The following is a 14,647-nucleotide window of genomic DNA, read 5'->3' as shown; positions in this document are numbered from 1 at the left end:
GAATGTCCTTAGGTTCAGTAGCTGAGCAGGGTGCCGTCGAAATACGTTGCGGGACCGGTGATATTGGCATTCGTCGGCACGAAGTAGCCGGGTGCGACGACCGCGCCCGCCGCGAGATAGAGCACGAAGGTCGCGCTCGTATTCGTGGCCGCGGCCTGGGATGTGAGTGGGCCCTTGCGCGCCGCGGTGAGTGCCGTGCCGAGGCCGGGCGCGGTGCAGACATAGGTCCGGAAAGAACTGACGGACCGATCCAGCTGGAACTTCACCGTGACGCCGTACCAACCGGCCCGCTGAATCTGCACCCGGCCAGCGCCCTGATCGAGCACGGTGACATTGTTGGAAGTCATCGGCCCGCTGAAGGTGCCCCCGGGAAATACGGTCGGGACATTCACCGCCGGAGCCGCGACGCTGGCCTGCGCGGCCATCTGCAATGACCAGCCGGTACCGACGGTCGGCGGCGCCTTCATATCGACAGCAGTCACACCGGCGGCGTTGAACGAGGAGTTCCTGCCGAACCAGCCCGCGCTATAGGAGATTCCGAATCCGAAGGACCGGTTCGCGGCGCTCATCGGCGTCATCTGCTCGGCATCGGTCCACTGCACGATCTCCAGGCCGTTCACGAACAGGGTGTAGACGGATCCGATCGCCTCCAACAGCACCGTATCGCCCGTATTCACCCGCGCCACAGCCGATCTGGTCTCGGTAATGGTGGTGACCATGTCCTTGCGGATGCCATAACCCAGCGTGACCCGCCCCGCGGCGACCTTCGCACAGGCGAAGGTGCGTAGATCCGCCGCCGCGCGAGCGATGAGGAAGGTCTCGGGACTGCCCTGACCGCCGCCGCTGCCCATCACCACCGACACCGCTTGATCATCGGTCTGAGTGGTGGTCACCGAGAGCGCGATCACATTGCCGGAGCCCAGGTTTCCCGTGCTCGACAGTGCACACTGCTTGTTGATGATCACCAGATTCGCGACCTGTCCGGTCGTGAAGGTGTTGTAGCCAGGTTGCAGCGACTGCCGATCGAAGATGTCGGTGAAGACGGTGCCGCCGTAGTTCAGACCTTCCTGGGAGGCGGTCATACTCGCGACGACGGAGGCGTTGGAGGCCGTCGTGGTCTGCACGCTCACGGCCGTCTGCTGTGCGTTGCCGGCGGCCTGTGCGGCGGAGTCCGCCGCGGACAAAGCGTTGTGCGCGTTGCCCATCAGGCCCGCGTTCGCCATGCTGACATCGGAGAACGAGCCCATCACATTGGCGACGACCGCATCGCGCGCACCGGCCCAGGTCACGGCCTGAAGGTTGGCGATATTGTTCCCCGACGCGGCGGAACCGCCGTACGCGCCGGAGGGTACGTGCTTATCAGGTGAGGTCATCTTCGGCCTCGATTGTGTTGTCCGCGTGCCCTTCCGAAGCCGTGGCGGCGGGCAGTTCGAGCAGTTCGGCCAGATGATCGAGATCGCCGTTGGCGCGCAACTGCTCGATGATCCGGGCGCGTTCGTGATGCGTCAGCTCGGTCATATTCGGCGCGGTCGAATGCGCGGCCCGCGGCGTGCCCTTCGGCAGCCAGTCGCCGGAACCATTGAGCCACTGGCCGTGGCCGCGGGCGGGCGGATGGTATTCGTTGACCTGCAGGTCCGGATAGTGCCGGAAACCCAACTCCCACAGGTGCTTCGACCATTTGCGCAGCACATCGGGGTGCACCATCAGCGGCGCCCGCTGCTGTCCGGGCAGACCGACGAGCGCCCAGAGAAATGCCTCTTCGGGCTTGGTCGGATCAAGGTTCTCGTGCAGGGGAATAGCCATGGAACACTCCGTTTTCAGGAAAGAAGGGATCGATCAGTCGGCCGCGGGCCGGTCCACCAGATGTGCCAGATCACCGTGATCACGCAACTGCCGCACCACATGCGCCCGCTCCTCCGCCGTCATCGCCGTGACATCCGGCAGATCGGGCACGCGCACCGGCTCCGTCCCCTGCGGCAACCACTGCCCGAGCCCATTGAGCCAATGGTGATGCCCGCGCGCCGGCGGATGGAATTCCTTGGTCTGATCATCGACAGAGTGCCGAATCCCCAAGTCCCACAAATGTTTCGACCACTCCCCCAGCGTGCTCGGATGCACCATGAGCGGCGAATTGCGCGGCCCGGGCAGCCCGATCAGCGCCCAGACGAACGCCTCCTCCGGGGTGTCCTGATCACAATGCTCTTGCAGCGGAATAGACATGAAGGATCTCCAAAGGTGAAGTGGGCGGCCACGGAATTAGGCTCAGTGCAACGGGATTCGCGCGATTCGCGCCGACATCCGACGTGGGTCGATTCAGGACCCGACTACAACGGAAGTTTATCCCGGCAGGCATGACACCCGGCCGATCGTGCCCAACAGGACTATCGAATAGTCTTGTGGCCCAATGGAGTTCCGATAGCTTCGGACTACCGCCCGGAATCGACGGGCAATCTCCACCACCAATGGCTATCCGGCATTCCGCCCGGAATATCGCCGTCGGTCAACAAATCGACGTCCGGTGCCCGATCACGCAGCCACTCGTCCATCTCCACGAGCGACTCACGGATGTCGCGATCAGCGTCGAACAACTCCCCCGCGCCCGGATAGCGGTCCCGGAACAGCTGCAACGCCGACCGCCGAAAACACGCGTCGTACCAGCCATCGTCGATGGAATTGATCGCCGCGTGCAGCGAGTCGAACACATACGGGAACAGCCCCCGGGTATTGGCCGCGACCAACGCAACGACCCGCTCCCGAAACTCGACGAGCTCGGGGAACTCGGAGCTCTCGGCGATCCCGCCCTCGGTCCGCACCACACCGGCCATGCCGCGCGCGAACGCGGCCTCACGCGCCCGGGCATCCTCCGGCCGCGTGTTGTTCAGCTCGAGCGACAGCCGGAAGCCCTCGACTGCGATGCCCATGGCGGGCAGACCCGGACCGAACTCGGTGGTCATCTCATCCGCCTTCAATGTTCGAGCGCCGGTGGGCGTGCAGGTTCGCGGCCGATATCGCGTACTCCCCATAGTATTTCGACCGCGATGCGCTGAAGGCGCGGGGAATGCGCGAAGGCGCCCCCGCTTTCGCTGGGAGCGCCTTCGGCGTCGAGGGGTGTGGGAGTTACATCTGCACCGCGAGGGACATGATTTCGTCGACGATGTCGGCGACGATTCGCATGGATTGGGCGAAGGGCATGTCGTGGTCTTTGTCGGTGCCGAGGGTGATTTGCCACTGGGGGCTGGCATTTCGGGACCAGGCGAGTTCCAGTTCGGTTACCTGGTCGATGTAGATCTTGCCCACGGGCATGCCCTTGATGGTGGAGCCGACTCGGTCGCCCAGGAAGAAGTGGCCCTGGCCGGCGTCGCCGATCAAGTAGGGCTCGCCGTTGGCGACGGTGAGTTTGTGGGTGTGGTGGGTGCGGGTTTTCCACATGCCCTCACCGAGGGAGAGCAGGGCGCCGAGGGTGTAGGCGCGGTCGGCACTGGTTTCGAAGTGTTCGAAGTAGTGGGACCAGCCAGAGGCCGCTACTCGATCGGCGGCGTAGTGGCGTTGCCAGGCCAGCAGGGTGTCGGTGAACAGGGCCATGGCGATGACGTTGACGACCTCGGTGGCGCCTTCGGTCAAGGCCGACAGGATCGGACCCGCGAACGGGACCTCACCGAGGATGCCGCCCATGAGGAAGCCGACGAACTGGATCGCCGAGGAAATGGCCTCGTTGACGCCGGGGGCCGAGTGACCACCCGTGACGACCTGAACCGCGCTGGACGGCTGCACGATGAACGACGACGTCTGGATGCCGCAGTGATCGTTCTGCCGATAGACGACCCACGGATTCGAGGGCAAGGTGCCCAGATAGCCCGGAGTCTTGTATGCCGCAGGGATATTCGGGTCCGGCAGGGGGTGATCGATCTGATCGTAGAAGACGCCGTCGGCGTTCTTCTCGAAGGAATCCCACAGGTGCGCCAGGCCGCCCCAGACATCACCGCCGCGGGATGTATTGGTGGTGAAGCCGGATTTGTCGATGATGTCGACGACCAGGCAGCCGTGGCGCAGGTTGGCACCCGGCCAGGGCAGCGGATCACCCTTGAGCCAGCGCCGGGTCTGCACCATGAGCTCGCCGGTTTGCAGTGTGCCCGAAGCACATTCGTGCCAGTTCTTGAAGCGGGAGCCGAAGATCGTCCACACCGAGTTGTCGGTGTTGTACGGGGTGGGCTTCACCGCGATCAGCCACTGGGACATATTAAGGTTGCCCCACTGCGCCGAATCCATCGGATCCGACGGGACCGCCCACGAACTACCGTGCAGGCGAAGCAGATTCATCATCAGGGCGGTCTTGAGCACCCAGATGCCGGGTCCGGCGAGCATGAATTCGCGCGGGAACTGCACTGCCTCGGGCAAGAACGGGTTGGACCAGCAGATGATGTGCTTGAGCTCCTCGTAGGAGTGCAGGAAGCTCAATTCGACCGTGGTGGTGCCCTGTTCGTCGGTCTTGAGGACCGCCTTCTCCAGCCGCCCATCCCAGCGTGCGCCGTCCTTGTCGACGGTGATGTGAATGTTCTGGGTGGTGCGGCCGGAGCGCGGGTCGTCGTTGTAGATATCCATGGCCCAGCGGGCCAGGTAGTAGTCGTAGGGCAGCACCAGCACACCGACGCCGGTGTCGTTGAGCGTCCAGCGGAAGTCGGCGCTGACCTCCGCACCGCTCACACCGCGCAGCACCCAGTTGCCGTCCCACAGCCGGACCAGCGGGCGGGCGTAGCGCTGAATCTTGCGCTGCACCTTGGCGGCCTGCGCGGTGGAATAGATCGCGGGCAGATCGGTCACGTAGGTCACTGCAGCCCCCACGGCCGAGACCAGTTGCGCGCCTGCACAACCAGGACCGAGGCACCCGCGGGCGCGCCGTCGACGGTGACGGGCAGCGCGGTCGCCGGGGTGTACGGCGGCACCGGATACATGAAGCTGACGCCGTTCATCTGCGCCCACACTGGAGTGTTGTCACGCGCGACGATCATCTCCTCCATCGGATCGGTGTCGATGGTGAGGTCCTGACCGGCGGCCGTCTGCGGCAGCGTGATGGTGCGCGCGGCGAAATTATCGGCGGCCCAGGAGAAGTCGGGCAGCGTCCACAGACCCGGCGCGGAAACCACCCAGCGCAGCCACATCGGCTGATCTGTCGGGTTGGACACCGTGACGGTGCCCGATCGCGCCGGATTGGTCCCGGTGGTGTCGGCGGGCGACACCCAGGTCGCCGTCGCATCGCTCTCCACCCACCACGGATTGCCCGCGGTGCAGGTCATCACGACCTTCGCCAGCTGCTTGAGATGCGGATCCTTCACCGGCTTGAAATCCGGCTGCTCCGACATCCGCAGCGCCAGCGAACGCGAACCGAAATCGGTGGTCACGGTCAGCGTGCAGTCCCGGTCGTAAGCCCAAGCCTTGCGCCAGGCGCTGTCCACAGCCTCCCAGCTGCGTCCCGCCGACTCGAAGATATTCACCCCGAATACCAAGTCGCGCTTATTGGTTCGGTAACCACCGAACGAGGATCCGGTCTGAAAGGCCGACTGGTTCCAGATGGTCGTCACCGGCGCGTCGTACAACCCGCTCGGCGCGGTACCGAGCTCGACCCCCTCCCGGCCCCGTCCCGATCCGGCGAGAGTCCACGTCGAACCATCGACTCCCGTCAACGTAATCATGGCAGCATTGGGCGCCACAGGTTCACCTCTGTTTCTGTAGGAAATTCGACTGCAGTGGAACCAGCCGACCGATACGCGAAATCACGCGGAGTCGGAATGCGCCTCGGAAGACCGAAATCGGCACGGCGGCAACATGACTCGCTGGCGCTGCAATCTTATCCAGCTGATCGGAGCAGCTCCGCGAAATGCCCAACAGCTCGCCGGTCAGTCCAGCAGGGTGTGCCGCTGCTCCCAGAGCTTGGCCTTGGCGAACGCCTCGTGCACGTCATAGGTCGAAACCCGAACCGTCATAGAGCGATCCACCTGCTGACCACGACCATGTGGACCGTTCGGGGTGGCTCGCACCTTCGTCAGCGCCGAGGCGACCATCGTCTCCATCTGCTGCATGTACTTCTTCATGTACAGCGGATCGTCGTTGATCGCCTTCAGCAGTGGACGATTCACCGAAGCCGAGGCCGCCTTGACGACGAACTCACCATCGGAGAGGTACGCGGGGATCTTGTCGCCGATAGACGAACCCGGACCCTTGACATCACCGGCACTGATCGAGCCACCGGCGGCGCGCGGCAGCGGCGGAGCCTGGGGCTCGGGCAGCGGCACCGGATTCGACGGAATCGTGGGCACACTCGGCTGGCGCGTCGGCGGAACCGCCGTCCGGGGAGCATTGGGCGATACCGGCCGTGGATCATCGGGAGGTGTGCGGGGCTGCTGGTGATCAGCCCACTTCTCGATGCCATCCTTGGCGTCGAGCGCCCAGTCACCGCCGTACTCCGAGCCGTACTTGCCACCGAAGAAGCCGCCGGCGATGCCACCGACTCCCATACCGATGACACCGCCGATCAACGCGCCCGGAATACCGCCTCCCGCCGGTTCGACCACTTCCCCCGCGGCACCGCCGACGAGCTCACCACCCCACGTGCCGACAGCGCGCCCGAGCATGGCACCACCCAGGGTTCCCGCGATGCGCCCGGTCGCCTGCCCGCCGAGTTTGGTGAAGTAGTCTCCCCAGTCATCGATTCGGCCTTCGTGATTGTGCTTGTCCTGCAGATCCTTGATCGCGTCGATCGCTATTCCGCCGATGAAGTTGGTGCCGCCGATACCTTTTCGCAGCACCGTGCCGGGGGACCACAGGTGATCGGTGTTGTTCCATTGTTTGCCCATCCAGGGCAGTACCCGGTCGCCCAGGGAATTCGGAGCATCGGCCAGCAACGGGCTGGACAGCGGATTCACCACCTCCGCCGCATGCTCGATCGCGTTGCCCACGCGGTTGGCACCGTTCTTGATCACGGGCACAACGGTGCTCGGATGCTCCACCGCGTTCAGAACCTGACCGCCGTGGGTCTCGACGGCGTTGACGACACGATTCGCACCGTTCTTGACCACCGGCGCAACAGCACTCGGCAGCACCGCGTCGGCGACCTTGCTCGCGCCCTCTTTCACGATCGGCACGACGGTGCTCGGATGCACCGCGGCGTTGATGACCGGCCGGTAGACCGTGCTCGGATGCTCGACAGCATTCACCACGCTGTCTTTCGCATGTTTGAGCTTGTCCCACATACCCATTGGGTACCTCCGTTCTCAGGAGTCCGATATCAGCGTTTGGCCAGTCGTGCGTGCATCAGTGCGGTGCGATGCTCGTCTCGAGGCACGCCGCGGGAGCGGGACTTCTGGCTGAGGATGACGTCGACTCGTTTGTCTTGCTGTACTTGACGATTCGTGCCGAAGAGTCCGCCGGCGCCGGGCAAGGGCCTGATCGGGACGTGCATCGGGGCGGGAAGGAAGTCGGGCATGGTGATGCTTTCGATCGATGGGTTACCAGGACCAGTCCTCGTCGGCATCGGCCTCGACTTCCTCGACCAGTTCGCCCGGGGTGTCCGGGACCGGTGGGGCGGTGAAGAGGTCGATGAGGGCCTGCATGGAGTTGGCCCGGCGTTCCTCCCTGGCGATTTCGACCGCGGAGATCGGGCGTGGGAGGGGGCGGACGGTGGGCGGGTCGGAGCCCGCGGCGGCGATGATGGTGGCTTGGACGCCGTTGAGGGCGTCGATGATGGCCATCAGCATGTAGGTGTCGAGGGTGTAGCCCTCGGGGCGCGGCCCGGAGGGGGTGTCCTCGTCGTGGTCGTCGCCGAGTTGTTCCTCTTCATTGAGGCGCTCTTCGGCGAGTTCGTAATCCATCAGGACGGCGCTGCGGTAGTGGCTGCCGGTGGGCAGCCGGTCCTTGAAGGACATGATGGTGCGCCAGTCGCGGGTGCGGATATCGTTGGGCCCGAAGCAATCCCGGACGTCGATGCCGCGCTCGAGCAGGTCGTAGTCGAGCGCGGCACCGAAACGTTCCCAGAACTCTACGAGCCCTCGGATCCCCCCGGCAGCTCCGTGGAGCCCTGGCCGAACAGGTGGGCGTAGAGGTCGCGCTGGAAGGCGTACCAGTCGTCGGTCGGGCTGTCGGCGAACAGTTCCTCCACGGCGTCCGCGTGCTCACCGAGGACGATCGCCATCTGCTCGTCGTCATCGCGGGTGCCGCGCAGGGCCTTCAGTTGGCCGCGGGTGACGGGCGGGATGGCGATATCCGCGGTGAGCCGATACGGGGCGCGGCGACGCGGGGAGAGCTCCTGCTGGAGCTCATAGAACCGGCCGACACCTTCGTTATCGACTGCGGGGGAAGGCTTTTCGGTAGTCACTTTCTTTACTCTCCGGTTGTGTGGGAACGAGGGGTGTCAGGCGCGCTTGCGCGACTTCGCCGGAGCGGCGGCCGCTTCGGCAGCCTCGACCGGACGGTGGCCGAGCGAGAAGACCGCGTGCATATAGGCGGTGGCGTTGGGCACGAGGTACTCGCGCTCGCCATCGGTCATGGTGACGGGGAAATGGGCAGGAATGGCGGACATGGTGACCCGCTTTCTTCTCCGGATGAAGGACAGAAAAGTGTGGATGCGTGCCGCGACCGGAGAAGCACGGCACGCATCCACGTTCGGGCCGTCGCTACGCGACGGAGATGGTGCCGGTCAGCTTGGGAGCCGCCGTCGCGGTGGGCCACGCGGGCGTGGTCACCGGCGGCACGAACGCGACCTGGATGGTGCCGGAACCCAACGTATTGGTCGGCGTCACCACACCGGTCGAGCTGATGGTGACCGCACCGATCAGACCCGACTGCGCGGTGTAGCTCAGCATGCTGGACGGGATGACACCACCGAACTGGTCGGTCACGATCAGCTGCAGCGAACCGTTGCTGCCCTTGACCAGCGACTGCGGTCCGGCGGGCGCGATGTTCAGCTGGCTCACCACGTACGGCATGCCGGTCGAGGCAACCAGCTTCTGCCAGCCGGCGCCGGCGTAGGCGTGCGCGACCGCGAAGCCGGCGGCGTCATCCTTGAACGCGACCATGGTCAGCTTGTTCGACATGACGCCGGTCGGAACCCACTGCTCGCCACCGAATTTCGAGACCGCGACCTTCGGGAGAATCTTGATCACGTAGGTCGGCAGCGAGTCGTTGCCGTCCTTGCCGATCACGATCGCCGAGTAGTAGGTGATGTTCTCGGCCGACGGCTGGGCGAACCAGACCTCGCCGTTGGTGGTGCTCGGCGTCATGGCCGACAGGGTGGCGCTCGTGGTCAGCTGCAGGTTCAGCGCGGTGGCGTTCTGCTGCGGCTCGAACTCCAAAGTGGTGATATCGCTGGTGATGTCGTTGCGCACCGCCTGCAGTTCACCGTAGGACTCGATCGGGGCGGCGGTGATACCGCGCTGGAACGCGACACCGGTCTTCTTGTCGATCAGGCCGATCGACTGGAAGGCGGCGGGCAGCGCCTGCAGATTGCCGGCGGCGTCGGTGAAACCGCCGAGCGGGGCCTGGGTGCCGTAGGGCGCGAGGAACACGGCGGCATCGAGCGGCTTGAGCAGCAGCGACCGCTGGGCAGCCTTCAACGCCGTCAGGGTGGTGGTAGGCAATGTGTCTCCATTTCGAAGGCCCGGCGCGCCGGGCGGAATTGCGAAGCAGGCGCCCGGAAGTGGGCACCGTGAAACGGCCCCCGGCGGATCACCGGAAGCGCTGTGCGGTAAGGGAATTCACCGGTAGGGGAAGGCCGTGATCACGTCGTTGCGGTAGTCCCGCAGCAGCGTCTCCTGCGGAGCCATATCCATGACGATGCTGAAGGCGCGATTCACCTGCACGTTGTCACCGAGCGCGGTGGTCGGGATGGTGAGCTTGGGCGTGGTGAACGTGGTGATATCGCGCCCGGCGTTCTGCAGGGCGTTCCAGGCCAGCTGGCTGATATCCGGCGGTTTGGTCTCGCTGGTCGGCTGCTCGTCGCCGACATCGTCCTTGCCGTCACCGGCGGCTTTGCCGTTGCCGGACAGGGTGCTCTGTACCTGCTGTGCGACGGCGGAGAAGACCTTGCCGCCGATATAGGACTTCAGCGGGTTCAGGAAGTTGAACAGGGTGCCGGTGCGGGTGGTCGAGAGCGGGCCGTCATTGCCGTAGACGTGTGGATCCAGATTCGGGATGCGACCCTTGATCCGCATGATCTTGCCGACGGTCGAACTCACATTCTGGAACGACTCGGAGGCTTTCTTGGTGGCCTCGACGGCCAGCGCCGCCTCGGGACTGATGCTCGCGATGAACTTTTCGATCCCCTGGCTGGCGATCTGGCCCGCACTCTGGCCGAGCGCACGGGACATGCCGTTCACGAATGTCGAACCGTTCCCGCCGTCGAGCGCGAACAGGCCGTTGTACAGCGATTCACCAGGGCGCTCAGCGGGTTGATCCGCATCGGGATCGGAGTATTCGTCTGTCACGAGGAGACCTCGTTCCTACTGGCGCCGCGCTTCGATGCTGAAGGCCAGATCGACCATCTGGTTGAGCGGGTCGAGGTCGGGGACTTCGGTGAGCCCGCGGCTGCGGCGGAGAATGGGGGCGTGGAACTTCGGTTCCGCGGAGGTGATTTCCTCCACGTAGTCGATGAGCACACCGTCGGAGGTGGTGGCGGCGGGGGCGCACAGCACCGCGTCACGCACCTTGATCGCCAGGTTCTGTGCCTGGGTTCGATCGGTGCCGAAGACGATGGTCTGCACCTGCGCCTTGTAGGTGATGGCGTTGATATCAAGTGCGCCACCGGTTTTGCGAACCCAGATGAGCGGGAGCGCGGACTGGATCAGCGCGGCGGTCTGCGGGAGGGTGATAACCGTGGTGGCGATGGGGGTGAGCAGATCGGTGAGGAACTGTTCGAAATCCGGGAATTCGCCGCGTTGCAGGGTGGTCATTCCGCCTCCTCGTGTACGGATAGGACGCGGACCTCGCAGACCAATTGGCCTGTGGGAGTGGTGTTGTCGACGCCGTCGTCGTTTTGCGTCATGGATGTCTCCGGTGTTGTCGAGTGGTCGTGCGAGGCCGCGGACTGCGTCACAGTCCCAGCAGCGGCAGAACCAGCGGCAGGAGATCGCCGATCAGCTTGATGATGTCCTGAAAAATGGTGAGCACCCGAATCACCCCCTTCCCTGTTGTGGCACAATCGTTTTCGCTGCGCTCAGCGTAGGGTCGGTATTGTGACGGGCCGCCGCAACGGACCAACATTCTCGGACCGGCCCGTTCAGCCGCGCCCGTTCTCGTGCACGCGCAGCACATCGCCGATGCGATAGACGGTCTCCCCGGCCACGCTGTATCCGATCAGCTTGCCGCGCGCGGCCCACTGCCGAATAGCGTTCGCGGTCACCGGTTTCCCCGAGAACCAGGGCAGAATTCGAGCGAGTTCGCTTGCGGTGCCGACCATATCGCGCGCCTGCGACAGCAGCGCCCCGCGACGTTCCGCGACCGCGTACTCACGACCGCAACCCGGGCAGCGCGCCACGGTCTGCTCGTCGACCGCGTAGAGCCGGGAACCGCAGTCGCACAAGCCGATACACAGCCGCTCCGCAGGCCGGTCGATGGTGGCACGCGCCGCGGCCACGGCATCGGGCAGCGCCGGATGGATACCCGCGAGCACCGGTGCGTCATCGGGAACCCGCGGGAGTTGCCCGCGCAGGAAGACGGCCTGCTCCCCCGGTGCGCGCGGCGCGGGCCGCCGGACCAGGATCGCGACGCGCACGGCGTAATAGCGCAGCACGCGGGCGATTTCGGCATGGGCGTCGGAGGCGCCCCCGTGGAATGGCAACGCGGGCCGGCGCGCACCGCCGCTCGCCGCGCCGGTGACCTTCGGTGCGCCGACCGCGTCACCGCGCGACAGGGTGGTATCCAATTCGGCCAGTAGTCCGGGTACGGCGGCGAGTGCGCGCATCACCTCGCCCCGCTGTCCCGGATCGAGTCGATAGCGGTTCACGAGGCGGCCCGGCAGCGCAGTCGAATGCTGAGAGACATTGCCGCAAACTAACATTCGATGCAATCCGTTGCAAGCAATGCATACGCGCTATTACCCCAGATTGGACACATTTGCAGCCCAATTCGTTGTATGCAATTTAGGGCCGCGCTTGTAATCTTCGGAGCGTGTCAACCTCATCCGCCGCATCACCGTCAACGCTCGAACCCCCATGCCTGGGCCTACCCGGATTCGTCGAACCCGCCTATGCCTTCGACTGGGATCGCCAGCCGAGCACGGCTGCGGCTCAGCGCGTATGCCTCGCCCAATGCCCCCGCGAACGATTCCGCGCCTGCGCACAGGCCGCGCTCAGCGCCGGCACCCTCATCGACGAGGAAAACCCCTCCGTCGCAGACGGTGTGGTGATGGCCGGGGTGGTCTGCCGCGGGGACAAGGCGACCACCCGCCGCCTGCAACTGGCCCTGGGACAGGAGGTCAAGGTGCGGGTGCGCCCGGACCGCTGCCTCACCTGCCACCGGCCGATGACCACGCGGCGGCGCAAACGCGAAGGTTATGTGGTGCACGAATCCAACGGCCGGTGCAGCAGCTGCAAGCGCGCCGAACAGCGCGCCGCCTGAGCACGCGCCGAACCGATCACCGATTACATTGCGTCACTTCAATGTCGCGTGCATCAGGTACACGTTGTAGCTGTTCCAGGCCGACATGGTGAAGTACAGATCCTTCCCCGTCGACCACGGATGAATGAACCCGCCGTAAGCGGTCGGATAGTCCTCGGTGCTGAGCAGCGATACCGGCTCCGACCACGCGCCCTGCGGTTCCGCGGCGGTGCGCAGCACGAATTGCCCGCGCACCACATCGAGATACACCATCTGCCACTGTCCGGATTCCCGGTCGTAGCGAATCGACAATTCGCTGGCCGTGCCGGAAACCAAAGGCGTGGCCAGTAATTCGTTCGCGCCCTCGGCGGGAGTCCACACACCGTCCACCCAGTACTGGTAGGCGGACTTGTTCAGCACCTGATCCGCGGGCACCCGTGCCAGCCCGATGACACCGAGCCGCCCGTTGGGCGTGCCGAACATATAGACGTAATCGCCGTGCGGCACCATGGTCGCGACCTGGAAACGTCCGATGCCGAAAAGGTTGTCCCAGCGCGCCCATTGGGATTTGGTCCAGGTACGGCCGTTGTCGTCGGACCAGGCGATACCGCCCAGATTGGTCCACCACATGCCGGGAATTCGGCTCCAGTGGTTGATCGACATATACGTCAGGTACTGCCGATCGCCGATCGCGAATCCCGAAGTGGGAATGGTGGTGTGCTCGAAGTTCTTGACCTTGCGGCTGTCCAGGATTTCGGCGGCGTGGCAGCGCCGATCCTGCACGAAGTCGTCGAGCACCAGACCCTTGCTCAGATCGCGTTCGGTGCTGTACGCGATCACATTGCTGCGCCATTCCTGCTGATCGGTCCCCGCGCCCACCGGTTTCCAGCCTTTGCCGAAGGTGTCGCCGAATACCACCGCGACCTGTCCGGGCTTGTTCTCCCACATCAGGCCGAGATCGGTGCCGTCGACGGACCAGCGCATATCGGTGCGGTTGAGCGAGCCGTGACCCGTCACCTGATTGACCAGCTCGACCGAATCCACCTGCGGCGCAGCGATAGCGGTGACCGCGGGCGCAGATGCGGCGGGTTGCGGATCGGGGATGGGCGCGGGCTGCGGATCGGGACCGTCACCGCCGGGCACCGGGATCGGAATCGGCTCGGCTTCGGGATTTATCTCGATCTGCGGCAGCGCCGGACCGCTGCCGGAGCCGACGGGCGGTACCGGCGTGGGCGTCTCGGAGCGGACCTCCGGGCATGGGTTGGCGCACGGATCCTGCGGTAGCGCAACCGAATCGATCCGGGTGTTATCGGGTTTGGGACCGGGCACCTGAACGGGCACCACTTGCGGGTACGGCACCGGGATCTTGATGGTCGGATTCTGCTGCGATTGCGCGGGCGCCGGATCGGCCTGCCGGGCCAGCGGATCGAATCCGGTTTCACCGCAGCTGTTCACCGGCGGAGCGGCCCAGGGATGCACCGGACCGGCCTGTACGGGAGCGGCGGGCAGCAGCGCGGCCCCGATCGCGAGAACGCCGGTAATTGCCAGTGGGGCAAGAATTTCGGAGTGTGCTGTGGAGCGGCCATACCGTAAACCCATTGTGGCGCTGCTCCTCATCCGAGATCGAACGGCATCACTGTAGCGATCTCGGCCCGAATAGGAGAAGACCCCGCCCCCGGATCACTAGAAGTCCGGGGGCGGGGTCCCGCCCCTGCTACCGCGCCGCCTACAACCGCAGGGGTGGCGGGAGACGAAGCGGGAGGGGCCGTTCTCGCGGCAAATAGGCACGAATTGTCGTAACCACACCGGCGTGCAATCTATTTGCCGATGTCAGCAGCCTATCCCGCACCCAGCGGTCAACTCGATCAGATGACCAACAGGTATGTGAATATTCGGCCACCAGTTGGGCAATTAGTTCCACAGTCCCCGGCGACGCCTACCGGCAAACACCGACAAAAGGGACAAAACACTCATGTCCGGACGCGTTCGTCCAGCTCAGCCCGATCGGCCGCCGGCAGCGGGCATGCGCCGCCCGTGCCGGTTATTGCATCGTGAATGATGTTCG

General features: G+C 65.0%; 16 protein-coding genes. 1 reads left to right on the top strand and 15 read right to left on the bottom strand.

The window, feature by feature from the left end; genetic code table 11:
• Window positions 1–14 precede the first annotated feature (14 nt).
• The 14 genes from ACFC0O_RS32810 to ACFC0O_RS32745 all read right to left on the bottom strand — a co-directional run bounded on the left by ACFC0O_RS32810 (window position 15) and on the right by ACFC0O_RS32745 (window position 11,989).
• Window positions 15–1,373 (bottom strand): hypothetical protein, encoded by a 1,359-nt coding sequence (locus tag ACFC0O_RS32810; RefSeq protein WP_375964792.1) that lies wholly within the window; start codon window positions 1,371–1,373, stop codon window positions 15–17.
• Complete coding sequence (locus ACFC0O_RS32805) at window positions 1,360–1,803, bottom strand: DUF2744 domain-containing protein (RefSeq protein ID WP_375964789.1); 444 nt, start codon at window positions 1,801–1,803, stop codon at window positions 1,360–1,362. Before ACFC0O_RS32805 ends, ACFC0O_RS32810 begins: the two co-directional genes overlap by 14 nt.
• Window positions 1,804–1,836: 33 nt before the next feature.
• On the bottom strand, window positions 1,837–2,220 hold the full coding sequence (locus ACFC0O_RS32800) for a DUF2744 domain-containing protein (RefSeq protein WP_375964787.1): 384 nt from the start codon (window positions 2,218–2,220) through the stop codon (window positions 1,837–1,839).
• A gap of 206 nt (window positions 2,221–2,426) precedes the next feature.
• On the bottom strand, window positions 2,427–2,954 hold the full coding sequence (locus tag ACFC0O_RS32795; RefSeq protein ID WP_375964785.1) for a hypothetical protein: 528 nt from the start codon (window positions 2,952–2,954) through the stop codon (window positions 2,427–2,429).
• Between the two features lie 163 nt (window positions 2,955–3,117).
• On the bottom strand, window positions 3,118–4,827 hold the full coding sequence (locus ACFC0O_RS32790; protein ID WP_375964782.1) for a phage tail protein: 1,710 nt from the start codon (window positions 4,825–4,827) through the stop codon (window positions 3,118–3,120).
• Entirely contained in the window at window positions 4,824–5,705 is an 882-nt protein-coding gene (locus ACFC0O_RS32785) for a phage tail protein (RefSeq protein ID WP_364642229.1), read from the bottom strand. The genes ACFC0O_RS32790 and ACFC0O_RS32785 overlap by 4 nt, the downstream gene beginning before the upstream one ends.
• A 186-nt stretch (window positions 5,706–5,891) precedes the next feature.
• A complete protein-coding gene (locus ACFC0O_RS32780; protein WP_375964779.1) occupies window positions 5,892–7,250 on the bottom strand; it encodes a hypothetical protein in 1,359 nt (452 codons plus the stop codon).
• Between the two features lie 249 nt (window positions 7,251–7,499).
• A complete protein-coding gene (locus tag ACFC0O_RS32775; RefSeq protein ID WP_375964777.1) occupies window positions 7,500–7,916 on the bottom strand; it encodes a hypothetical protein in 417 nt (138 codons plus the stop codon).
• Window positions 7,917–8,029: 113 nt separating this feature from the next.
• Window positions 8,030–8,365: a hypothetical protein gene (locus tag ACFC0O_RS32770; protein ID WP_364642236.1), complete on the bottom strand. Its 336-nt coding sequence runs from the start codon at window positions 8,363–8,365 to the stop codon at window positions 8,030–8,032.
• 36 nt (window positions 8,366–8,401) lie between these two features.
• Complete coding sequence (locus ACFC0O_RS32765; protein ID WP_364642238.1) at window positions 8,402–8,569, bottom strand: hypothetical protein; 168 nt, start codon at window positions 8,567–8,569, stop codon at window positions 8,402–8,404.
• Window positions 8,570–8,663: 94 nt separating this feature from the next.
• Window positions 8,664–9,626, bottom strand: coding sequence for a hypothetical protein (locus ACFC0O_RS32760; RefSeq protein ID WP_375964774.1), 963 nt, complete (start codon window positions 9,624–9,626; stop codon window positions 8,664–8,666).
• A gap of 117 nt (window positions 9,627–9,743) precedes the next feature.
• The gene (locus ACFC0O_RS32755) at window positions 9,744–10,472 is read right to left on the bottom strand and encodes a hypothetical protein (RefSeq protein ID WP_375964772.1); all 729 of its coding nucleotides are present in this window, start codon (window positions 10,470–10,472) and stop codon (window positions 9,744–9,746) included.
• A gap of 15 nt (window positions 10,473–10,487) precedes the next feature.
• Complete coding sequence (locus ACFC0O_RS32750; RefSeq protein ID WP_364642247.1) at window positions 10,488–10,937, bottom strand: hypothetical protein; 450 nt, start codon at window positions 10,935–10,937, stop codon at window positions 10,488–10,490.
• A gap of 326 nt (window positions 10,938–11,263) precedes the next feature.
• A complete protein-coding gene (locus ACFC0O_RS32745; RefSeq protein ID WP_375964769.1) occupies window positions 11,264–11,989 on the bottom strand; it encodes a hypothetical protein in 726 nt (241 codons plus the stop codon).
• Between the two features lie 164 nt (window positions 11,990–12,153).
• On the opposite strand from ACFC0O_RS32745, the gene ACFC0O_RS32740 reads away from it, so the two are divergent.
• Window positions 12,154–12,603 (top strand): hypothetical protein, encoded by a 450-nt coding sequence (locus ACFC0O_RS32740; protein WP_375964766.1) that lies wholly within the window; start codon window positions 12,154–12,156, stop codon window positions 12,601–12,603.
• Window positions 12,604–12,636: 33 nt separating this feature from the next.
• On the opposite strand, the gene ACFC0O_RS32735 is transcribed toward ACFC0O_RS32740, so the two are convergent.
• Entirely contained in the window at window positions 12,637–14,181 is a 1,545-nt protein-coding gene (locus ACFC0O_RS32735) for a DUF4185 domain-containing protein (RefSeq protein ID WP_375964763.1), read from the bottom strand.
• Between the last annotated feature and the right edge of the window lie 466 nt (window positions 14,182–14,647).

Source organism: Nocardia sp. NPDC056100 (assembly GCF_042266325.1).
Lineage (GTDB): Bacteria > Actinomycetota > Actinomycetes > Mycobacteriales > Mycobacteriaceae > Nocardia.
Note: the sequence above shows the minus strand (reverse complement) of the source record. Positions and strands in the feature narration are given on the sequence as shown.